The organism is Limimaricola cinnabarinus, assembly GCF_047631075.1.
In the GTDB taxonomy this organism is placed as follows: domain Bacteria; phylum Pseudomonadota; class Alphaproteobacteria; order Rhodobacterales; family Rhodobacteraceae; genus Limimaricola; species Limimaricola cinnabarinus.
This window is the reverse complement of sequence record NZ_JBLHYX010000001.1, coordinates 225,264-245,330: the sequence shown is the minus strand read 5'-3', so window position 1 is coordinate 245,330 and position 20,067 is coordinate 225,264. Positions and strand designations below refer to the sequence as shown.

The following is a 20,067-nucleotide window of genomic DNA, read 5'->3' as shown; positions in this document are numbered from 1 at the left end:
CTTTACGGAAGTTCGGCTGCCGGGATGATCGGAAAGAACACGTCGTTCGACCGCACGCCGAACCAGTCCTCATCCTCATGCGGCGCGGTTTCGCCAAGCTCCACCAGCCGGTAGAAGCTCTTGCGGTCGATCAGCGCCTCCAACCCCGAACGGATCTCGATATAGGGCGACGGCTCGCCCGTTTCGGGATCGCGGATCACCCGGATCGGATGCTCCGGGCCCGCCACCGCTGTTTCGTCCAAATTGGTGGTAAAGCGCAGCCCCTCCCCGTCCCGCGTGACATCGACCGCGACGAAGGGCGCGTCGTCAACGGTGATGCCGACCTTCTCGACCGGGGTGACGAGGTAATGCCTGTCGCCCTCGCGCTTGAGAATCGAGGCGAAGAGCTTGACCATCCGCTCGCGACCGATCGGCGTGCCCTCGTGGAACCACGTCCCATCGCGCGCGATCCGCATGTCGAGATCACCGCAAAAGGGCGGATCCCACAGATGCACCGGCGCGGGGCCCCGCGCACCCGCCCGGCTTGCCGCCGATGCGAGGCTTTCCGCCGAAGGGGCGGCGGTCGTCTCACTGTTCTTTGTGTTTGCCATCGGAACCCGCCACGGTATCTGCTGAGACTGCAATGCTAGACTAGGACGGGAAGGCTGTCATGCCAGAGCAGATGAGCGATGCGGACCTCCTCGCGGCAATCGAGAACCTCGGCGACCGGCTCGCGCAGGCCCGCGACAGCGTGGCACGGCGTTTCGTCGGTCAGGAGCGGGTGGTCGAACTGACGCTCTCGGCTCTCTTGTGTGGGGGGCATGCGCTGCTCGTCGGACTGCCGGGCCTCGGCAAGACACGGCTGGTCGATGCGCTTTCGACGGTGATGGGGCTGCGGGGCAGCCGCATCCAGTTCACTCCCGACCTGATGCCCGCCGATATTCTGGGCAGTGAAGTGCTGGAGACCGCCGCCGACGGGTCCCGCTCGTTTCGCTTCATCGAGGGCCCGGTGTTCTGCCAGCTTCTGATGGCCGACGAGATCAACCGCGCCTCCCCCCGCACCCAATCCGCACTCCTGCAGGCGATGCAGGAGCGCGAGGTGACCATCGCGGGACAGCACCGCCCGCTGGGCCGCCCGTTCCACGTGCTCGCCACCCAGAACCCGCTGGAGCAGGAGGGCACCTATCCGTTGCCCGAGGCGCAGCTCGACCGGTTCCTGTTCCAGATCGACGTGCCCTATCCCACCCGCGACACCGAACGCGCAATCCTGCTGGCCACCACCGGCATCGAGGAGGGCGCGGCCGAGGCGGTATTCACCGCGCAGGAGTTGCTCGACGCCCAGCGCCTGCTACGCCGGATGCCGGTGGGCGAGACTGTGATGGAGTTGATCCTCGATCTGGTGCGCGCCTGCCGCCCCGACGAGCCCGAGGCTCTGGCGGATCTGCGCCAGTCGGTGAGCTGGGGGCCGGGGCCGCGCGCGGCGCAGGCCTTGATGCTCGCGGTGCGGGCCGAGGCGCTGCTCGACGGGCGTCTCGTGCCGGGGCCGCAGGACGTGGCGCGCCTCGCCGTGCCGGTGCTGGAACACCGGATGGCGCTGGGCTTTGCCGCGCGGGCGCGGGGCGAGACCCTGCCCGCGATCATCGCGCGGGTGGCCGAGCATGTGACACGGGCCGAGGCGGCGGCGTGACCGCCAGCCCCGCCCCGGACTCGAGCCCTCTGGGCCTGCGCGGGCGGGCCGAGGACCTCGCCGCCCCGCTGCCGCCGCTTCTGGCCGAGGCCGAGCAGCTCGCCCAGACGGTGCTCATGGGCGAGCATGGCCGCAGGCGCGCCGGGGCGGGCAGCAATTTCTGGCAATACCGCGCCGCTCAGCCGCATGACACGGCGCGCGCCATCGACTGGCGCCGCTCGGGGCGCGCCGACCACGCCTTCATACAAGAAAAGGAATGGCAGATCGCGCAGAGCGTCGCGCTCTGGGTCGATGACGGGGCCTCGATGGGCTTTGCCTCGACGCCGAGGCTCGCCTCCAAGGGCGACCGCGCCCGGCTTCTGGCGCTGGCCCTCGCGGTGGCGCTGACGCGGGGTGGCGAAAGGGTCGGCCTCGCGGACCATCGGTTGCCGCCGCGGCGGGGGCGCGGGCAGCTGTCGCGGCTGGCGCAGATCCTGTCGCAGGACGGGACCGGGGATCACGGCACCCCGGACCCCGAAAGCCTCGCGCCGCAAAGCCGCGCGGTGCTGGTGTCGGATTTCCTCGGACCGGTGGAGCCGGTCGAGGCGATGCTGACGGCCAGCGCGGATCGCGGCGTGCGCGGCGCGATGCTGCAGGTGCTCGATCCCGCCGAAGAGGCATTTCCCTATGACGGGCGCACGATCTTCGAGAGCATGTCGGGGGCGCTGCGCCATGAGACGCTGAAGGCGGGCGACCTGCGAGACCGCTATCTCGAACGGCTGGCCGAGCGCCGCGACCGTCTGGCCGGGCTGGCCCATGCCACCGGCTGGCAGTTTTCCACCCACCGCACCTCCGAGAGCGCCGCCTCGGCGCTGCTGTGGCTCTACGCCGCGCTGGAGCGCCGCTGATGTGGAGCCTCGGCCCCGTCGGTTTCCTCTCGCCCTGGCTGCTGGCCGGGCTGGTGCTGCTGCCGGTGCTGTGGCTGATTCTGCGCGCGGTGCCGCCCGCGCCACTGCGCCGCCGCTTTCCCGGCGTGGCGCTGCTTCTGGGCCTGCAGGACCGCGAGAGCCAGTCGGACCGCACGCCGTGGTGGCTGCTCTTGCTGCGCATCCTCGCCGTCGCCGCCGCGATCATCGGCTTTGCCGGACCGGTCCTCAATCCGGTCGAGCGCGGCGCGCCGGGCAGTGGCCCGCTGCTGATCCTCGCCGATGGCACATGGGCCGATGCGCGCGACTGGCCGGTGCGGCTGGCCCGGATCGAGGCGCTCCTTGGCGAAGCACGGCGCGCGAACCGCCCCGCCGCCGTGGTGACCTTGTCCAACCCACCGCCGGAGACCCGTTTCGACCCCGCCGAGGCGGCCCTGACCACCCTGCCCGGCGTTGCCCCGCACCCATGGGAGCCCGACCCGCAAGCCCTCGCCGACTGGACCGCCTCGCTGGAGGGTCGGTTCGAGACCATCTGGCTCTCGGATGGGCTCGCGCGCGACAGCCGCGCCGCCCTGTTCGACACGCTGGAGACCCACGGCTCCGTCCGGGTGATCCAGACCCCGCGCCGCATCCTCGCGCTGCGTCCGCCGCGGCTCGACGGCACCGAGATCGCGCTCGAGGCCGTCCGCACCCCCATCGGCGGCGCGGCGCAGGCCAGCATCGCCGCCCACGGCCTCGATCCGGCCGGGATCGAGCGGCGGCTGGCCACCGCGACGCTGTCCTTCGCCCCCGGTGAGGCTGTGGCGCAGGCGGTGCTGGCGCTGCCGCCCGAACTGCGCAACCGCGTCACCCGCTTCGAGATCGAGGGCGCGCGCTCGGCCGCCGCCGTGGCACTGACTGACGACGCGCTGCGCCGCCGCGAGATCGGCCTCGTCGAGAGCCGCGAGACCCGCGAGGCCGCCGAGTTGATGTCGCCGCTGCACTACCTGCGCGTGGCGCTGGAGCCGCAGGCCGAGCTGATCTCGGGCGACCTGCCCACGTTGATCCCCGCCAATCCCGACGTGATCGTCCTTGCCGATGCGGGCGCGCTGCCCCCTTCGGAGGCCGAGGCGCTGCAGGTATGGGTCGAGAGCGGCGGCTTGCTCCTGCGCTTTGCCGGGCCGCGCCTCGCCGCATCGGATGCAGGCCGCGACGGCGACGATCCCCTGATGCCGGTGCGGCTGCGCGCCGGGGGCCGCTCGGTCGGGGGCACGATGAGCTGGGGCGAACCCAAGACCATCGCGCCCTTCGAGGCCGACAGCCCGTTCTTCGGCCTCGCGGTACCGGGTGACGTGACGGTGCGCGCGCAGGTCGTGGCCCAGCCCGGCCCCGACCTCGCCGCCCGCGTCATCGCGCAGCTTTCGGACGGCACGCCGTTGGTCACGCGCAAGCCTCTGGGCGACGGGCAGGTCGTGCTGGTCCATGTCACCGCCAATGCCGAATGGTCGTCGCTGCCGCTGTCGGGGCTGTTCGTGTCGATGCTCGAGCGTCTCGCCATCTCGGCGCGCACCGATCCCGACGCTGCTACCGATCTCGCGGGCACGAGCTGGCAGGCCGTCGAGATCATGGACGCCGAAGGCCGCCTGACCGAGACCGACACCCGCGCCGCCGTGCCGGGAGAGGCCTTGGCGGCCGGCGATCTCGGCCCCGATCTGCCGCCGGGGCTTTACGCGGGCGAGGCGGGCCGCTTCGCGCTCAACGTCACGCGCGCCGACACCACGCTCGCCCCTGCCCGCTGGCCCGTCCGCATCGCCGTCGAGGGGCTGGAACGCCCGGCCGAGCGGCCTTTGGCCGGGCTGCTGCTGGCGCTGGCGCTGGCGCTGATGGCAATCGACGCCTTGGCCTCGCTCGCGGTGGGCGGGCGGCTGCGGGCGCGGGCGGCGCTGCTGCTTATGGCGCTCGTGCTGCCACCTGTCCCCGGCGCGCAGGCGCAGGAGCCGCCGATGGACCCGCAGGCCGAGGCCTTCGCGCAGGCGGCAACCGGATCGGTGGTGCTGGGCTACATCCTGTCCGGCGATGCGCAGGTTGACGAGGTCGCGCGCCAGGGCCTCGAAGGTCTCGGGCGCGCCCTGTGGCAGCGCACCTCGGTCGAGCCCGCCGCGCCGATGGAGGTCGATCCAGAGACCGACGAGCTGTCCTTCTTCCCGCTGCTCTACTGGCCGATCACCGGCACCACGCCGATCCCGTCGGAGGCCGCCTATGACCGGCTCAACGCCTATCTGCGCGGCGGTGGCATGATCGTGTTCGACACGCGCGACGCGGGCATCGCGGGTCTCGGGGCCGCGACGCCCGAGGGCCGCCGCCTGCAGGCCATCGCGCGTCCGCTCGACGTGCCGCCGCTGTCGCCGGTCCCCGAGGACCACGTGCTGACCCGCACCTTCTACCTGCTGCAGGATTTTCCGGGCCGCCATCAGGGCCGTGACGTCTGGGTCGAGGCCGCCCCCGAGGAGGAGCCGACCCCCGGCATGCCGTTTCGCAACCTGAACGACAACGTGACTCCGGTTGTGATCGGTGGCAACGACTGGGCCGCGGCTTGGGCGATGAACCCGGTGGGCATGCCGCTCTACCCGGTCGGGCGCGGCATGGCCGGTGAGCGGCAGCGCGAGATGGCCTATCGGTTCGGCGTGAACCTCGTGATGCACGTGCTCACCGGCAATTACAAATCCGATCAGGTCCACGTGCCCGCCCTGCTCGAAAGGCTCGGACAATGACCGGCACGGTGATCTTCGATGCGCTGCTGCCGTGGCCTGTGCTCTGGGCGCTTGCGGCGCTGACGGGTCTGATCGTCGCGTTCGCGCTGTGGCGCGGCCTGCCGGGCTGGTGGCTGCGCGCGCTGGCCGGGATCGCGCTTCTGACAGGTCTCTCGAACCCGGCGCTGCGGCAGGAAGAACGCCAGCCTTTGTCGGACATCGTCATCGCCGTGGTGGACGAGAGCGCAAGTCAGACCCTGTCGGACCGGGCGGCGCAGACCGAGACCGCCCTCGACGATCTGCGCGCCCGGATCGCCGCGCGCGCCAATACCGAGCTTCGGGTCGTGCGCGTCACCGACGCGCCCGAGGATGGCGGCACGAAGCTGATGACCGCGCTTGCCGAAGCCCTCTCCGAGGAGCCGCAGGGCCGCGTCGCGGGCGTGGTGATGCTCACCGACGGGCGCCTTCACGATGCCGCCCGCGCCCCCGACCTGCCCGCGCCCGCGCATGTGCTGCTCTCTGGGCGCGAGACCGATTGGGACCGCCGCCTCGTGGTGCGCAACGCGCCGGCCTTCGCCATCCTCGGCGAGGAGATCGAACTGACGCTACGGGTCGAGGACAGCGGCGCCGCCCCAGAGACAGGGAGCACTGTCCCGCTCACCATCGCCGTCGATGGTGGTGAGCCGATGCGCTTCGAAGTACCGCTCGGCCGCGACATCGCCCTGCCCGTGACGCTGCCGCATGGCGGCATGAACGTGCTGCAGTTCGCCACGCCGGAGGCGCCGGGCGAGCTGACCGCGCGCAACAACGAAAGCGTGGTGCAGATCAACGGCGTGCGCGACCGGCTGCGCGTGCTCTTGGTCTCGGGCGAGCCCTATGCAGGCGAGCGGACATGGCGCAACCTGCTGAAATCCGACCCTTCGGTCGATCTGGTGCACTTCACCATCCTGCGCCCGCCCGAAAAGCAGGACGGCGTGCCGGTCGAGGAGCTGTCGCTCATCGCCTTTCCGACGCGCGAGCTGTTCATCGAGAAGATCGACGAATTCGACCTGATCGTGTTCGACCGCTACCGCCGCCGCGGAATCCTGCCCTCGGACTACTTCGCCAATGTCGCGCGTTACGTCGAGGAGGGCGGCGCGGTGCTGGTCACCGCCGGTCCGGAATATGCGGGCGCCGACAGCATCTACCGCAGCCCTCTGGGCTTCGTGCTGCCCGGCGCGCCCAGCGCGCGAGTGGTGGAGCGGGCGTTCCGCCCCGAGCTGACCGAGCTTGGCGCGCGCCATCCCGTGACTTCGGGCCTCGCCGATCCGTGGATCGAGGCCGACACCGATCCGCTCAGACCCGATTGGGGCCGCTGGTTCCGGCAGGTCGAAATCGAACCGACGCAGAGCGCCACCGTCGCCCTCGCCGGACCGGACGACCGCCCCCTGCTGACGCTCGACCGGGTCGGCGACGGGCGCGTGGCGCTGCTGGCTTCCGATCAGGTCTGGCTCTGGGGGCGCGGCTATGACGGCGGCGGCCCGCAACTCGACCTGCTGCGCCGTCTCGCGCATTGGATGATGAAGGAGCCGGAACTCGAGGAAGAGGCCCTCTGGGCCGAGCCTTCGGGTCTTTCCATGCGCATCATCCGCCGCTCGCTCTCCGAAGAGGTCGGCCCTGCCACCGTGACCGCCCCCGATGGCACCGAGACGCAGGTGCCGCTGGAGGAGGTCGAGCCGGGCCGCTTCGAGGCGCGGTGGACCGCGCCGCGCATGGGGCTCTACCGGCTGGCCGAGGGCGAGCAGTCGGCGGTGATCGCGCTCGGTCCCGCGGCCCCGCGCGAGTTCGAGCAGACCATTGCGGGCGGCGAGGCGCTGGAAACCGCGGTGGCCGCGACGCGCGGCGGCATCGTGTCGATGGAGGACGGGCTTCCCACCTTGCGCGACGTGCGGCCCGGCCGCCCCGCCGCGGGTCGCGGCTGGATCGGTCTCACCCCGCGCGGGGCGTACCGCACGCTCGACCTTACGGTGACGCCGCTGCTGCCCGCTTGGGTGCTGCTGGCGCTGGCGGCGGGCCTGATGCTCGGAGCGTGGCTGCGTGAGGCGAGGCGCTGACCCGCCGCTCCGCTTCCGGCCACTTCACTCAAGAAATACTCACGAGCGGCACGCAGCGGCGGGGGCGGCGACCCCCTCAGACCCCGTTCGCGAGAACCGCGCGCGGCACGGAGGCGAACTCCCGGCTCCACAGCAGCCAAAGTACCGCGACCATGGCCACGACCAGCGCCCATGACCCCAATAGCCAAGCCAATGCACCCAGCGAGAAATACATTGCCCTCAGCCCGCGATTGAAGTTCCAGGCCGCGCGGATGTTCAACTCCGCCGCCTGCATGGCGCGCGGCAGCGCGCGCGCGTCGTCGGCGGCATTGGGAACCGAGGCCATCAGCACCGAGCAGTAACCGAAGATCCGGTGCGCCCAGACGAACTTCAGGAAGGCATGCGTCAGCAAGAGCGCCACCGGCAGCAGCTTGATCTGCCACAGCACCGCCGGTTGCCGCCCCTGTCCCAGCCCTTCGGCCACCCCTTGCAACGGCTCGGTGTTGCCGATGAGGGCGAGCACGCCGCCCACGGCGAGAAGACAGGTCGAGGCGAAGAACGATGTGCCCTGCCGCAGGCTGCCCATGATCGTCGCGTCGAAGATCCGGTTTCCCCTCTGCACGAATTCGCGCATCCATTCGCGCCGATGCTCGGCCATCAGCACGGTCACAGAGGGCCGTCGTCCGGGATGCTCGATGCGCCAGCCGATGCCCCAATAGCCCAGCAGCAGCAAAAGCAGCCCGGCGGCGTCGACAAGGGAAAGATGTGGCAGGCTGGCAAGCGGATCCATGCCCGGCACCCTAGCGGCGCTTCGCCGCGCTTGCCATGGGGGCGCTTTGGTTATATTTCCTTACCAATCCCGCGTGAGGCCCTTGCGGGCAGGAGGAGCGACCCATGCAGATGCCATCCCCAGATGCCCGCGTCATGGCGAAGAAGGCGCAGGTCGTCGCACGGCTCACCGAAGCGTTGGGCGATCGTGGCGTGATCTACGACCCCGCCGAGACCCGCGCCTACGAGTGCGATGCGCTCACCGCCTATCGCTGCCCGCCGCTTTGCGTGGTGCTGCCCGCCACGACCGAGGAAGTCTCGGCGGCGCTCAGGATCTGTCACGAGGAAAACGTGCCTGTCGTGCCGCGCGGCTCCGGTACTTCGCTTGCGGGCGGCGCGCTGCCGACCGCAGATTCGGTGATCCTCGGCGTGTCGCGGATGAATCGGGTGCTCGAGACCGACACGGCGGATCGGATCATCCGGGTCCAGACCGGGCGCACCAATCTGAGCGTCACGGGCGCGGTCGAGGAACTGGGTTTCTTCTATGCCCCTGACCCGTCGAGCCAGCTCGCCTGCGCCATCGCGGGCAACATCGCGATGAATTCGGGCGGCGCGCATTGCCTGAAATACGGGGTGACGACCAACAACCTGCTTGGTGTGACCATGGTGCAGATGGACGGCACGGTGATCGAGATCGGCGGCGCTTACATGGATGCGGCCGGGCTCGACCTTCTGGGCGTGATCTGCGGCTCCGAGGGCCAGCTCGGCGTCGTGACCGAGGCGACGCTGCGCATCCTGCCCAAGCCCGAGGGCGCGCTTCCCGTCCTCATGGGATATGACAGCGCCGAGGCCGCGGGTGCCTGCGTGGCCGACATCATCGAGGCGGGCGTGCTGCCGGTGGCGATCGAATACATGGACCGCCCCTGCATCCGCGCCTGCGAGGCCTTCGCCCAGGCGGGCTACCCCGATTGCGAGGCGCTCTTGATCGTCGAGGTCGAGGGGTCGGCCGACGAGATCAACCACCAGCTCGAGACGATCCTGAAGATCGCCCGCGACCACGACCCCGTGGAGATCCGCGCGGCGCAGGACGCCGACGAGGCGGCGCGGATCTGGCTCGGGCGCAAATCGGCCTTCGGCGCGATGGGCCAGATCAACGACTACATGTGCCTCGACGGCACGATCCCGGTTTCGGCCCTTCCCGAGGTTCTCAAGCGCATCGGTGAGCTGAGCGACCAGTACGGCCTCGGCGTCGCCAACGTGTTCCACGCCGGCGACGGCAACATGCATCCGCTGATCCTGTTCGACGCGAACAAGGAGGGCGATCTGGAGAAATGCGAGGAGATGGGCGCCGATATCTTGCGGCTTTGCGTCGAGGTCGGCGGCTGCCTCACCGGCGAGCACGGTGTCGGCGTGGAAAAGCGCGACCTGATGACGGTGCAGTTCGAACCGCAGGATCTTGAGGCACAGATGAAGGTGAAGGACGTGTTCGACCCCAAATGGCTCCTGAACCCCGCCAAGGTCTTCCCGCTCGCGGTCAGCGAAGGACGCCGGGCATGATCCGCCCCGGCTCCGAGGCCGAGCTGGCCGAGGCGGTGCGCGATGCGTCCGGCCCTCTCTCCGTGCGCGGCGGCGGCACGCGCGGCCTCCTGCCCGAGGGCACGCCGCTCACGACCTCCGGGCTGAGCGGCATCGTGCTGCACGACCCGGCGGCGCTGACGCTGGTGGCGCTGGCCGGCACGCCGGTCGAGGAGATCGACGCGGCGCTGGCGCGTGCGAACCAGCGGCTCGCCTTCGAGCCCATGGACCACCGCGCGCTTCTGGGCACCAAGGGCACGCCGACCATCGGCGGCGTGGTGGCGGCCAACGTGTCGGGCCCGCGCCGGATGCAGGTGGGGGCGGCACGCGATCACCTGCTCGGGCTGCGCTTCGTCGATGGCGAAGGCACCATCGTCAAGAATGGCGGCCGGGTGATGAAGAACGTCACCGGCTACGACCTCGCCCGACTTCTGGCGGGGAGCCGTGGCGCGCTGGGCGTGATCACCGAGGTCGCGCTCAAGGTGCTGCCCGGCACCGAGACCACGGCGAACCTTGTGATCCACGGCCTCGACGACGCGACGGCGGTGCGCGCGATGTCGGACGCGCTGGGCACGCCCTTCGAGGTGTCTGGTGCCGCGCATGATCCCCATGCCCCGGACGGGCCGCGCACCGAGCTTCGGCTCGAAGGCTTCGGCGCTTCGGTCGCGTATCGTTGCCAAGCGCTGGCCGAGCGGCTCAAGGCCCATGGGTCGTGGGAAACCGAGACCGACCGCGACGCGGTGCGCGCGCATTGGCGCGGCATTCGCGATGCGGCGCCGTTCCACGGGCGGACGGGCGATGTCTGGCGCGTCTCGGTGCGTCCAAGCGAGGCGGCCGCCCTCGTGGCGCGGGCCGGGGCCACGCAGGCCTTCTATGATTGGGGCGGCGGGCTGGTGTGGCTGCGCATGCCGGAGGGAGACGACCTGCGCGCGCGGCTGGGCCGCTATGATGGCCACGCCACGCTGGTCCGCGCGGCCCCCGAGATCCACGCCGCATTGCAGACGTCGCAGCCCGAGCCTCCGGCGTTGCAGCGCCTGACCCGTGGCCTGCGCGCCAGGTTCGACCCGCGCGGCATCCTCGCCGCCTGAAACAGCCCGACACCGCCTGACCCGGCACCGACCCGGACGGAGATCCCATGCAGACCACATTCACGCCCGAGCAGCTGCGCGATCCCAAGACCGCCGAGGCCAATGCGATCCTGCGGTCCTGCGTGCATTGCGGCTTCTGCACGGCGACCTGCCCGACCTATCAGGTCTTGGGCGACGAATTGGACAGCCCGCGCGGCCGCATCTATCTGATCAAGGACATGCTCGAGAACGAGCGCGTCCCCGACGACAAGACCGTCACCCATCTCGACCGCTGCCTCGGCTGTCTCGCCTGCATGACCACCTGCCCCTCGGGCGTGCATTACGGCCACCTGATCGACCAAGCCCGCGGCTATATCGAAAAGAACTACGAACGCCCCGTGATGGACCGGCTGCTGCGTTGGACGCTGGCGTGCATCCTGCCCTATCCGGGGCGGTTCCGGTTGGCACTTCTGGCGGCCAAGCTCGGCAAGCCCCTGAAGGGGCTGATGCCCGACAAGCGGCTGCGCGCGATGCTGGAGATGGCGCCCGCGAAGATCCCGCCGGTGTCGCGCAACGACGACCCGCAGGTGTTCCCGGCGCTGGGCGAACGGCGGATGCGCGTCGGGCTGTCGATCGGCTGCGCCCAGCGCGCGCTCGATACCGATATCAACGATGCGACGATCCGGCTTCTGACCCGGCTCGGCTGCGAAGTGGTGATCCCCGAAGGCGTTGGCTGCTGTGGCGCGCTGACCGAGCATATGGGCAAGCATGACGAAGCGCGCGGCACCGCCTCCAAGCTGATCCGTTCGATGTCGTCGATCGAGGGGCTCGATGCCGTGGTGATCAACACTTCCGGCTGCGGCACCACCATGAAGGATTATGGCCACATGTTCGCTGGCCACGAGATGGAGGCCGAGGCCGCGCGCATCGGCGGGCTGTGCCGCGACGTGTCCGAGATCGTGACGCAGCTCGGCCTGCCCGAAGGGACCCAAGCGACCCCGCTTCGCGTGGCCTACCACGCTGCCTGTTCGCTGCAACATGGTCAGAAGCTCAAGGTGGGGCCCAAGGCGCTTCTGAAGCAGGCCGGGTTCGAGGTGTTCGAGCCGGCCGACAGCCACCTGTGCTGCGGCTCGGCGGGCACCTACAACCTGATGCAACCTGAAATTTCGGCCGAACTGCGCAGCCGCAAGGTCGAGACGTTGGAGGTGCTGAAGCCGCAGGTCATCGCGGCGGGCAATATCGGCTGTATGATGCAGATCGGGCGCGGCACCGGCGTGCCGGTGGTGCATTCGGTCCAGCTCCTCGATTGGGCGACCGGAGGGCCTCAACCCTCCGCGATTTCGAAACAATCCGCTTGATTGCCCTTTGAAGCCGATCCGCGGTGCCCTAGTCTTATTCTGAGGTCGCGCGATCCCCGCCGACCGCCCGAAGGGGGGCAGATGAGGCAGGCCATCGCGGTTGCCCTTTTGGTGCTGGTGGCCCTGTCGCTGCCGGTGCGCGCGGATCGGCACGATCTCGTCGAGATGGTGACGGGCGACGACGCGCGCGGTTGGGAGGCCGTGGGCCGTCTCGACCTCGGGGGGCGCGGGTTCTGCACCGGTGCGCTGATCGCGCCCGATCTCGTGCTCACCGCCGCGCATTGTCTCTATGACCGCGACAGCGGTGATCGCATCGACCCCACCGAAATCGAGTTCAAGGCCGGGATGCGCGGCGGTCGCGCACTGGCCTATCGCGGCATCCGCCGCGCGCTGACGCCCGAGGGCTATGCCTTCGTCGGCACCGGCTCGGGTGCAGCGAGCGCCGAGGACGTGGCGCTTTTGGAACTCGCGCAACCGATCCGTTCGGCGCGCATCATTCCGTTTGAAACCGTGACCGGCGTCTCGGCAGGAGCGCAGGTGGGCGTCGTCTCCTATGCGCATGACCGGGCCGAGGCGCCGTCGCTGCAGCAGACCTGTGACGTGCTGGGTGAGGAGAACGGTCTTCTGGTCATGGGATGCGACGTGGATTACGGCTCCTCCGGCTCGCCGGTCTTCAGCTTTGAAGGAGGCGAGACGCGGATCGTCTCGGTGGTGTCGGCCAAGGCCGAGATGGAAGGCAGGAACGTGGCCATCGGCGTCGCCCTCGAGCGTCCCCTGCCCGACCTGCGCGCCCGCATGGCAAGCGGCACCGGCGCCTTCGGCGGGCTGTCGACCGGACAGGTCCGGGTCGTCGGCGCCGGGCAGAGAACCGAGACCGGGGCGCGGTTCGTCCGCCCCTGAGATCCGATGGCGGGGATCTTGAATCCCCGAAAATCCCCACCCACATTGCAATCACGGAGCGCCACACCGGGCTCCGGATGTCCGGCCTGTCCCATGATGGGAAGGCCATCACGACGTTATCGCTTGAGACAAAGGATGACCGACATGCGTAATTTCGACCTTGCTCCGCTCTACCGTGCCACCGTGGGTTTCGATCAGGTTGCCGACCTGATGGACCGCGTGCTCGCCGGGGAGCCGACCCAGAACAACTACCCCCCCTACAACATCGAGAAGACCGATGAGAGCGGCTGGCGCATCTCGATCGCCGTCGCCGGTTTCGGGGCCGACGACCTCGCCGTGGAGGTTCGCGAGAACACGCTCATCGTCACCGCCCGAAAGGCCGAGGACGATGCCGAAGGCCGCACCTTCCTGCATCGCGGCATCGCCACGCGCGCCTTCGAGCGGCGCTTCCACCTCGCCGATCACGTGCGGGTCACGGGGGCCAGCCATCTCGACGGCATGCTGCATATCGACCTCGTGCGCGAAGTGCCCGAGGCGCTCAAGCCGCGCCGCATCGAGATCGCGAGCCAGAAGCCGCAGGACGCCAATCTCATCGAGGAAAAGGCGGTCAACTGATACGACCGGAACTCCAGCCGGTCGTGCATGGCGCGACCAGCCGGTGAGGCGACGGTCGTGGCATGCGAAGGCGCGGGTCCGAAAGGGCCCGCGCCTTTCTCTCGTCGCGTTTCGCAAAAACGAGAGGGTGGGTCCTCTCACGACAAGGGCGGCCCCAAGGACCGCCCCATCACCCGTCTCACCGGTCCCTCAGAACCGCAGCGTATAGTTGTCGCCCACATCCGGCTTAGCCTCGCGCACGGCCTTGGCCTTGGCGATCTGAAACAGGAAAGCCGCCGAGCTGGTGGTAGTGGTCCAGACCTCGGCCTCGCGCAGGCGCAAGCAAAGCAGGCGCACGTCCGGATCGTTGCGCCCGTCGTCGAACCAACTCGCCGCGACGGCGTTCCAGACCTCATCGAGCTTGGCCTTGTCGTGGCTCAGTTCCAACGTGCCATGGGCATGGGCATAAAGCCCGTGCTTGTCCGAGGAAACCGAGAACAGCGCGTCGCGCGGGCTCGTCTCGACGGCGTTGGTCAACTCCTCGCCATGCGCGGCGATGAACCACAGGCAGCCCGTCTCGTGATCCACGTGATGGCTCATCGGTACAAGGCGGTCGGTGCCCTTGATGCCCACCATGCCGGCGCGCAGATCGGCGAGCCGATCCCAGAACATCCGCACCCGTTCTTCGTTGCTATGCTCGCTCATATGTCGCTCCAATCCCTGCGCGGGCAGCCACGATGCCGCCGCCCGCTTCGGAGATGCAACGATGCGCGCCGGGTGCGGTTCCGTCAGTGGGCGAGTGCCCAGTTCGGCCCCTGCCCGGCCTCGGCGGCGAGATGCACGTCGAGATGCACCGCCGGGTCCGCGGCCCCTTCCATCACCTCGCGCGCGATCGGGATCAGCTTCTCGGCCTCGGCCTCGTCCACCTCGAACAGCAATTCGTCGTGGACCTGGAGCAGCATCCGCGCCGAGGGCACGCTCGCGATGGCGTCGTCCATGCGGATCATCGCGCGGCGAATGATGTCGGCCGCGGTCCCCTGGATCGGCGCGTTGATCGCCGCGCGCTTGGCAAAGCCGGCACCCGGCCCCTTGGCGTTGATTTCAGGCGTGTTGATACGCCGCCCGAACAACGTCTGCACATAGCCGTTGACCTTTGCGAAGGCCGTGGTCTCGTCCATATAGGTGCGGATGCCGGGGAAGCGTTCGAAGTAGCGGTCGATGAAGCCCTGCGCCTGATCGCGCGGAATGCGCAGGTTGCGCGCGAGACCGAAGCCCGAGATGCCGTAGATGACGCCGAAGTTGATCGCCTTGGCCTGCCGCCGGATCTCGGGCGTCATCTCATCCAGTGGCACGTTGAACATCTCGGACGCGGTGGCGGCGTGGATGTCCTGCCCCTCGCGGAACGCCTGCTTCAACTCCTCGATCCCGGCCATGTGGGCAAGGATGCGCAGCTCGATCTGGGAATAGTCGAGCGAGACGAGAATGCGCCCCGAAGGTGCGACGAAAGCCTCGCGGATACGGCGGCCTTCCTCGGTGCGGATCGGGATGTTCTGCAGGTTCGGATCGGTCGAGGCGAGACGACCGGTGTTCGCGCCTGCGATGGAATACGAGGTATGCACCCGCCCCGTTTCGGGATGAATATGCTCCTGCAGGCTGTCGGTATAAGTCGATTTCAGCTTGGAGATCTGCCGCCAGTCAAGCACGAGGCGCGGCAGCTCGTGCTCGGTGGCGAGGTCTTCGAGGATGTCCGCCCCCGTCGCATAAGCCCCGGTCTTGCCCTTCTTGCCACCCGGAAGCGACAGATCGTCGAACAGGATCTCGCCGAGCTGCTTGGGCGAGCCGACGTTGAAGGGCCGCCCGGCCTTGGCGTGGATCTCGGCCTCGAGCCCCGCCATCTTCTGCGCGAAGGCGTTGGACATGCGCGACAGCACTTCGCGGTCGACTTCGACGCCCGCCCGCTCCATCCGCGCCAGCACCGGCACCAGCGGGCGCTCCAGCGTCTCGTAGACGGTGGTGACGCGGTTGCGATGCAACTCGGGCTTGAACCGTTTCCACAGGCGCAGCGTGATGTCGGCGTCTTCCGCGGCGTATTTCACTGCCTCGTCGATGCCGACCCGGTTGAAGGTCACGGCGGATTTGCCGGTGCCGATCACCTGCTTGATCGGGATAGGCAGATGGTCGAGATAGCGTTCGCTGAGCGTGTCCATGCCGTGATTGTGCAGCCCGGCATGCATCGCATAGCTGAGCAGCATCGTATCGTCGAAGGGCGCCACGTCGATCCCGAGACCCGCAAAGATCTTCAGATCGTACTTCATGTTCTGGCCGATCTTGAGGATCGAGGCGTCCTCCAGCACCGGCTTGAGCATTGCCAGCGCCTCCTCCATCGACATCTGCCCCTCGCAAAGCTTCTCGCCGCCGAAGAGATCGTCGCCGCCCTCGCTGTGGCACAGCGGGATGTAGCAGGCATGGCCCGGCGTCAGCGCCAGCGAGACGCCGACCAGCTCGGCACGCATCTCGTCGAGGCTGGTGGTCTCGGTGTCGACCGCGACATGGCCCAACTCGCGGATCGCGTCGATCCAGACCTGCAGCTCCTCGCGCGTCGTCACTTTCTGATAGCTGGCGTGATCGAAGGGCACCTCCGGCTCAGGCTCCGCGCATTCGGTCGCCGCCACTTCGGGCACCACCGGAGGCTCGGTCCCGAGCTTTTCGGCGACACGGCGGGTTATGGTGCGGAACTCCATCTCGGCCAGGAACGCCAGTAGCGTCTCGGGGTCCGGATCGCGGATCTCGAGATCGTCGAGCGTGAAATCGAGCGGGCAATCGCAATCGAGCGCCACAAGCTGCTTCGACAGCCGGATCTGCTTTTCGTGATCGATCAGGGTCTGGCGCCGCTTGGGCTGCTTGATCTCGCCCGCGCGCTCCAGAAGCGTGTCGAGATCGCCGAATTCGTTGATCAGGAGCGCCGCCGTCTTGATGCCGATGCCGGGCGCGCCCGGCACGTTGTCCACCGAATCGCCAGCGAGCGCCTGCACGTCGACGACGCGGTCGGGCCAGACGCCGAACTTCTCGAACACGCCGTCGCGGTCGATGCGGCGGTTCTTCATCGGGTCGAGCATCTCGACCCCGTCGCCGACGAGCTGCATCAGGTCCTTGTCCGACGAGATGATCGTAACCCGCCCGCCCGCATCGCGCGCCTGACACGACAGCGCGGCGATGATGTCGTCGGCCTCGAAGCCTTCCTTCTCCTTGCAGGCGATGTTGAAGGCTTCGGTGGCGGTACGCGTCAGCGGGATCTGCGGCCGCAGGTCCTCGGGCATCGCCTCGCGGTTGGCCTTGTAGAGATCGTAGAGATCGTTGCGGAAAGTGTGGCTGCCCTTGTCGAAGATCACCGCGACATGGGTGGCGGCGTCGGGGCCGGTATTGCCGTCGATATAGCGCTGCAGCATGTTGACGAAGCCCGACACCGCGCCCACGGGTAGCCCGTCGGACTTGCGCGTCAGCGGCGGCAGCGCGTGGTAGGCGCGGAAGATGAAGGCCGAGCCGTCGATCAGGTGCAGGTGGCACCCCTTGCCGAATTGCGTCATGCCCGCGTCCCCTCTTGCGATGTCGCGTGTCTGTCTAGCCGAAACCCCGGAAGGTTTCAGAGAAGATTCTTCGATGATGCCGGGAAAGCCCGCCTCAGCGGGTCTCGTTCTCCTGCCCCGAACGGTCCTGACCGCGGGTGATCTCCTCGAGCCCTTCGGCGCCCTTTTCCGCGTATTCGCGGTGGATGTAGCGCGCGTCGCAATAGGAGCAGTCGACCCAGCCGGTGTCGTGCGGGATCATCAGCCAGACGCGCGGATGGCCCAGCCCCGCGCTGCCGCCGTCGCAGGCGATGCGCCAGGTGTCGACGATCTTGGTCTCGGGCGCGGGAAGTGTCATGAGGGGCCTTGCCTTGCTAACGGGAGCGGCCGGGCATGGACCCGGCCCTGATCGGACTACATTCTAGCCGCCCCACCCGCAGGGACAAGACGCGAAAGGACGCATCATGACCGACGCCGCCATCGAGATCACGGGCCTCAGAAAGACCTATGCCCCGAGCGCCAAGTCCCCGGCCAAGCTCGCGCTCGACGGCGTCGACCTGACGATCCCGGCGGGGTCGATCTTCGGCCTGCTCGGCCCCAACGGCGCGGGCAAGTCGACGATGATCAACATCATGGCCGGTCTGGTGCTGAAATCCGAAGGCAGCGTGAAGATCTGGGGCTTCGATCAGGACGTGAACCCGCGCCAGTCCCGCGCCGCGATCGGAGTGATGCCGCAGGAGCTGGTGCTCGACCCGTTCTTCACGCCGCGCGGCGCGCTCGACGTGCAGGCCGGGCTCTGGGGCGTGCCGAAATCGCAGCGCCGCACCATGGAGCTCTTGGAGATGGTCGGCCTCGCCGACAAGGCCGATGCCTATGCCCGCTCGCTCTCGGGGGGTATGCGGCGGCGGCTCCTTCTCGCCAAGGCGCTTGTGCACAGCCCGCGCGTCCTCGTGCTCGACGAACCGACGGCGGGCGTCGACATCGAGTTGCGCAACATGCTGTGGCGCAACGTGCGCAAGCTCAATGAGCAGGAAGGCACGACGATCATCCTGACGACGCATTATCTCGAAGAGGCGCAGGAGATGTGCGACGAGATTGCGATCATCGATCAGGGCCGCGTCATCACCCGCGACACCACCGCGAACCTCGTCGGGCGCGTCGGGGCCAAGACGCTGGTGGTCACCCCCGGCGGCCCCACGGCGATCCCGCCCCTGCCCGAGGGCGTCAGCGTCAGCGAACGGCCGGGCGGCGCACTGGCCTTCAGCTACGACGCGCGGGTGATGGGCGCGGGCACGGTGCTCGACGCGATCCGTGCGGGCGGCATGACGCTGATCGACGTGAAGACGGAGGAGGCGGATCTGGAGGACGTGTTCCTGCAGCTTACCTCCAAGGCCAAGGAACCCGTCTCCGCCGCGTGAGGTTGCCCCTCCGATCACCGGAGGGACCGCATGGAAGAAGAGACACAGACCGCATCGCGCGAGAACATCGACAGCCTCGCGGGCGTCGACGCCGACACCGGCAACATCTTCGAGAAGATCGACGCATGGGTCGACGGCTTCTTCCGGCTGCTGCCCAATATCGCCGTGGCGCTGGTGCTTCTTGTCGTCTTCTGGTTTCTCGCGCGCGGCGTGGCGGCCCTCGTGCGCCGCTCGGGCAAGAAGCGTGGTCGCGACAATCTCGGCGATGTCGGCGCGAGCCTGCTGCGCTGGCTGGTGACGATCCTCGGCCTCATGCTCGCCGTGACGGTCGTCGCGCCGTCGATCTCGCCGGGCGATCTCTTTGCGGGCCTCGGCATCGGCTCGGTCGCGATCGGTTTCGCCTTCAAGGATATCCTGCAGAACATGCTGGCGGGCATCCTGATCCTGATCCGCCAGCCCTTCGAGGTGGGCGACCAGATCGTCTCGGGCGGGCACGAGGGCACGGTCGAGCGGATCGAGACCCGCGCCACGCTCATTAAGACCTATGACGGCCGCCGCGTGGTGATCCCGAATTCGGACATCTACACCGACGCCGTGGTGGTCAACACCGCCTTCGACAAGCGCCGCTCGCAATACGACGTGCTGATCGGCTGCTCGGACGATTTCGACGAGGCCTGCCGCATCATGATCGAGACTGCCGGGACATGCGAAGGCGTGCTTTCCGATCCGGCCCCCGAGGCGATCCCGTGGGGCATGGATGCCGACGGCAACACGGTGCGGCTGCGCTGGTGGACGGACTCCAAGCGCTCGGACGTGGTCCATGTCTGGGGCCGGGTGATCCGCGACGTCTACAACGCGCTGAACGAGGCGGGCGTCGATCTGCCTTACCCGACGCGCATGGTGCTGTTCCACGATCAGACCGAGGCGACCGACGGCGACCGCACCGCCCAGCGCGAAGGCTGGCCGCAAAAGGGCGACAGCCCCGAACCGCGCCGCATCGCCGACGCCATTGCCAAGGCGGGCCGGCAGGAGGGGTGACCCCCGTGCCTTGCCCCCCGGCGGTGCCAGGGGCGGCCGGGATCTCAGTCGCGCTCCAGCATTCGGCCCAGAGGCCGACCACCGAGGATATGCAGGTGGAAATGCGGCACCTCCTGAACCCCGTGCAGTCGGGCATTGGAGATGGCGCGAAACCCCTCCTCGACCCCGGCCGTCTCGCAGATCTTCGCCACCATGCGATTGAGGTCGAGGATTTCCGCGTCGGAGGCGTCCCGCGCGAAATGGTCGTAGCTCACATAGGCCCCTTTGGGGATCACCAGCACATGCACCGGCGCTTGCGGCGCGATGTCCTCGAAGGCGAGGCTGTGCTCGGTCTCGAGCACGGTCTTGTTGGGGATCTCACCACGCAGGATCTTGGCGAAAATGTTCTGGTCGTCGTAATCGAAGCGCATTGCT

The 20,067-nt window shown here is 68.7% G+C and carries 16 protein-coding genes and 1 pseudogene; 11 read left to right on the top strand and 6 right to left on the bottom strand.

Features of this window, described 5'->3' with window-relative positions; genetic code table 11:
• Nucleotides 1–2: 2 nt before the first annotated feature.
• Nucleotides 3–590, bottom strand: coding sequence for a DUF1285 domain-containing protein (locus ACJASC_RS01290; protein ID WP_415142860.1), 588 nt, complete (start codon nt 588–590; stop codon nt 3–5).
• 71 nt (nt 591–661) lie between these two features.
• Here ACJASC_RS01290 and ACJASC_RS01285 point away from each other — a divergent pair, with 71 nt between their 5' ends.
• Genes ACJASC_RS01285 through ACJASC_RS01270 form a run of 4 tightly spaced genes read left to right on the top strand, consistent with a single transcriptional unit; the run spans nt 662 to nt 7,393 of the window.
• Nucleotides 662–1,666: an AAA family ATPase gene (locus ACJASC_RS01285; RefSeq protein ID WP_415142858.1), complete on the top strand. Its 1,005-nt coding sequence runs from the start codon at nt 662–664 to the stop codon at nt 1,664–1,666.
• Complete coding sequence (locus ACJASC_RS01280; RefSeq protein WP_415142856.1) at nt 1,663–2,553, top strand: DUF58 domain-containing protein; 891 nt, start codon at nt 1,663–1,665, stop codon at nt 2,551–2,553. Before ACJASC_RS01285 ends, ACJASC_RS01280 begins: the two co-directional genes overlap by 4 nt.
• On the top strand, nt 2,553–5,321 hold the full coding sequence (locus ACJASC_RS01275; RefSeq protein WP_415142854.1) for a DUF4159 domain-containing protein: 2,769 nt from the start codon (nt 2,553–2,555) through the stop codon (nt 5,319–5,321). The genes ACJASC_RS01280 and ACJASC_RS01275 overlap by 1 nt, the downstream gene beginning before the upstream one ends.
• On the top strand, nt 5,318–7,393 hold the full coding sequence (locus tag ACJASC_RS01270; RefSeq protein ID WP_415142852.1) for a hypothetical protein: 2,076 nt from the start codon (nt 5,318–5,320) through the stop codon (nt 7,391–7,393). Before ACJASC_RS01275 ends, ACJASC_RS01270 begins: the two co-directional genes overlap by 4 nt.
• A gap of 76 nt (nt 7,394–7,469) precedes the next feature.
• Here ACJASC_RS01270 and ACJASC_RS01265 read toward each other — a convergent pair whose 3' ends face one another.
• Nucleotides 7,470–8,162, bottom strand: coding sequence for a DUF599 domain-containing protein (locus ACJASC_RS01265; protein WP_045319755.1), 693 nt, complete (start codon nt 8,160–8,162; stop codon nt 7,470–7,472).
• A 104-nt stretch (nt 8,163–8,266) separates the two neighbouring features.
• Here ACJASC_RS01265 and ACJASC_RS01260 point away from each other — a divergent pair, with 104 nt between their 5' ends.
• From ACJASC_RS01260 to ACJASC_RS01240, 5 genes are all read left to right on the top strand, one after another.
• Nucleotides 8,267–9,697, top strand: a complete 1,431-nt coding sequence (locus tag ACJASC_RS01260) for an FAD-linked oxidase C-terminal domain-containing protein (RefSeq protein WP_021693152.1) — start codon at nt 8,267–8,269, stop codon at nt 9,695–9,697.
• Nucleotides 9,694–10,803 carry an FAD-binding protein gene (locus tag ACJASC_RS01255; RefSeq protein WP_415142849.1) on the top strand — a complete coding sequence of 370 codons (1,110 nt, stop codon included), beginning with the start codon at nt 9,694–9,696 and terminating at the stop codon, nt 10,801–10,803. The genes ACJASC_RS01260 and ACJASC_RS01255 overlap by 4 nt, the downstream gene beginning before the upstream one ends.
• 47 nt (nt 10,804–10,850) lie before the next feature.
• Entirely contained in the window at nt 10,851–12,140 is a 1,290-nt protein-coding gene (gene glcF / locus ACJASC_RS01250; protein WP_415142847.1) for a glycolate oxidase subunit GlcF, read from the top strand.
• Nucleotides 12,141–12,221: 81 nt separating this feature from the next.
• Complete coding sequence (locus ACJASC_RS01245) at nt 12,222–13,040, top strand: trypsin-like serine peptidase (protein ID WP_415142845.1); 819 nt, start codon at nt 12,222–12,224, stop codon at nt 13,038–13,040.
• Nucleotides 13,041–13,184: 144 nt separating this feature from the next.
• Nucleotides 13,185–13,655: an Hsp20 family protein gene (locus tag ACJASC_RS01240; protein ID WP_415143054.1), complete on the top strand. Its 471-nt coding sequence runs from the start codon at nt 13,185–13,187 to the stop codon at nt 13,653–13,655.
• Nucleotides 13,656–13,844: 189 nt separating this feature from the next.
• Here the strand turns inward: ACJASC_RS01240 and ACJASC_RS01235 are convergent, their stop codons facing one another.
• The 3 genes and pseudogenes from ACJASC_RS01235 to ACJASC_RS01225 all read right to left on the bottom strand — a co-directional run.
• On the bottom strand, nt 13,845–14,339 hold the full coding sequence (locus tag ACJASC_RS01235) for a pyridoxamine 5'-phosphate oxidase family protein (protein WP_021693157.1): 495 nt from the start codon (nt 14,337–14,339) through the stop codon (nt 13,845–13,847).
• Between the two features lie 83 nt (nt 14,340–14,422).
• On the bottom strand, nt 14,423–17,218 hold the full coding sequence (polA, locus tag ACJASC_RS01230) for a DNA polymerase I (RefSeq protein WP_415142842.1): 2,796 nt from the start codon (nt 17,216–17,218) through the stop codon (nt 14,423–14,425).
• Between the two features lie 163 nt (nt 17,219–17,381).
• A pseudogene (locus ACJASC_RS01225) lies at nt 17,382–17,555 on the bottom strand (zinc-finger domain-containing protein); the annotation flags it as partial.
• A 106-nt stretch (nt 17,556–17,661) separates the two neighbouring features.
• Between ACJASC_RS01225 and ACJASC_RS01220 the strand changes: the two are divergent.
• Nucleotides 17,662–18,615, top strand: coding sequence for an ABC transporter ATP-binding protein (locus ACJASC_RS01220; protein ID WP_415142840.1), 954 nt, complete (start codon nt 17,662–17,664; stop codon nt 18,613–18,615).
• A gap of 30 nt (nt 18,616–18,645) precedes the next feature.
• On the top strand, nt 18,646–19,653 hold the full coding sequence (locus ACJASC_RS01215; RefSeq protein ID WP_415142838.1) for a mechanosensitive ion channel family protein: 1,008 nt from the start codon (nt 18,646–18,648) through the stop codon (nt 19,651–19,653).
• A 44-nt stretch (nt 19,654–19,697) separates the two neighbouring features.
• Here ACJASC_RS01215 and ACJASC_RS01210 read toward each other — a convergent pair whose 3' ends face one another.
• Nucleotides 19,698–20,063 carry an HIT domain-containing protein gene (locus ACJASC_RS01210; protein WP_415142835.1) on the bottom strand — a complete coding sequence of 122 codons (366 nt, stop codon included), beginning with the start codon at nt 20,061–20,063 and terminating at the stop codon, nt 19,698–19,700.
• Nucleotides 20,064–20,067: the final 4 nt, after the last annotated feature.

What these genes read in the sequence shown, in the direction of transcription:
- ACJASC_RS01290 (WP_415142860.1), bottom strand. Translation starts at nt 590, where the DNA reads ATGGCAAACACAAAGAACAGTGAGACGACCGCCGCCCCTTCGGCGGAA.
- ACJASC_RS01285 (WP_415142858.1), top strand. Translation starts at nt 662, where the DNA reads ATGAGCGATGCGGACCTCCTCGCGGCAATCGAGAACCTCGGCGACCGG.
- ACJASC_RS01275 (WP_415142854.1), top strand. Translation starts at nt 2,553, where the DNA reads ATGTGGAGCCTCGGCCCCGTCGGTTTCCTCTCGCCCTGGCTGCTGGCC.
- ACJASC_RS01270 (WP_415142852.1), top strand. Translation starts at nt 5,318, where the DNA reads ATGACCGGCACGGTGATCTTCGATGCGCTGCTGCCGTGGCCTGTGCTC.
- ACJASC_RS01265 (WP_045319755.1), bottom strand. Translation starts at nt 8,162, where the DNA reads ATGGATCCGCTTGCCAGCCTGCCACATCTTTCCCTTGTCGACGCCGCC.
- ACJASC_RS01260 (WP_021693152.1), top strand. Translation starts at nt 8,267, where the DNA reads ATGCAGATGCCATCCCCAGATGCCCGCGTCATGGCGAAGAAGGCGCAG.
- ACJASC_RS01255 (WP_415142849.1), top strand. Translation starts at nt 9,694, where the DNA reads ATGATCCGCCCCGGCTCCGAGGCCGAGCTGGCCGAGGCGGTGCGCGAT.
- glcF (WP_415142847.1), top strand. Translation starts at nt 10,851, where the DNA reads ATGCAGACCACATTCACGCCCGAGCAGCTGCGCGATCCCAAGACCGCC.
- ACJASC_RS01245 (WP_415142845.1), top strand. Translation starts at nt 12,222, where the DNA reads ATGAGGCAGGCCATCGCGGTTGCCCTTTTGGTGCTGGTGGCCCTGTCG.
- ACJASC_RS01240 (WP_415143054.1), top strand. Translation starts at nt 13,185, where the DNA reads ATGCGTAATTTCGACCTTGCTCCGCTCTACCGTGCCACCGTGGGTTTC.
- ACJASC_RS01235 (WP_021693157.1), bottom strand. Translation starts at nt 14,339, where the DNA reads ATGAGCGAGCATAGCAACGAAGAACGGGTGCGGATGTTCTGGGATCGG.
- polA (WP_415142842.1), bottom strand. Translation starts at nt 17,218, where the DNA reads ATGACGCAATTCGGCAAGGGGTGCCACCTGCACCTGATCGACGGCTCG.
- ACJASC_RS01220 (WP_415142840.1), top strand. Translation starts at nt 17,662, where the DNA reads ATGACCGACGCCGCCATCGAGATCACGGGCCTCAGAAAGACCTATGCC.
- ACJASC_RS01215 (WP_415142838.1), top strand. Translation starts at nt 18,646, where the DNA reads ATGGAAGAAGAGACACAGACCGCATCGCGCGAGAACATCGACAGCCTC.
- ACJASC_RS01210 (WP_415142835.1), bottom strand. Translation starts at nt 20,063, where the DNA reads ATGCGCTTCGATTACGACGACCAGAACATTTTCGCCAAGATCCTGCGT.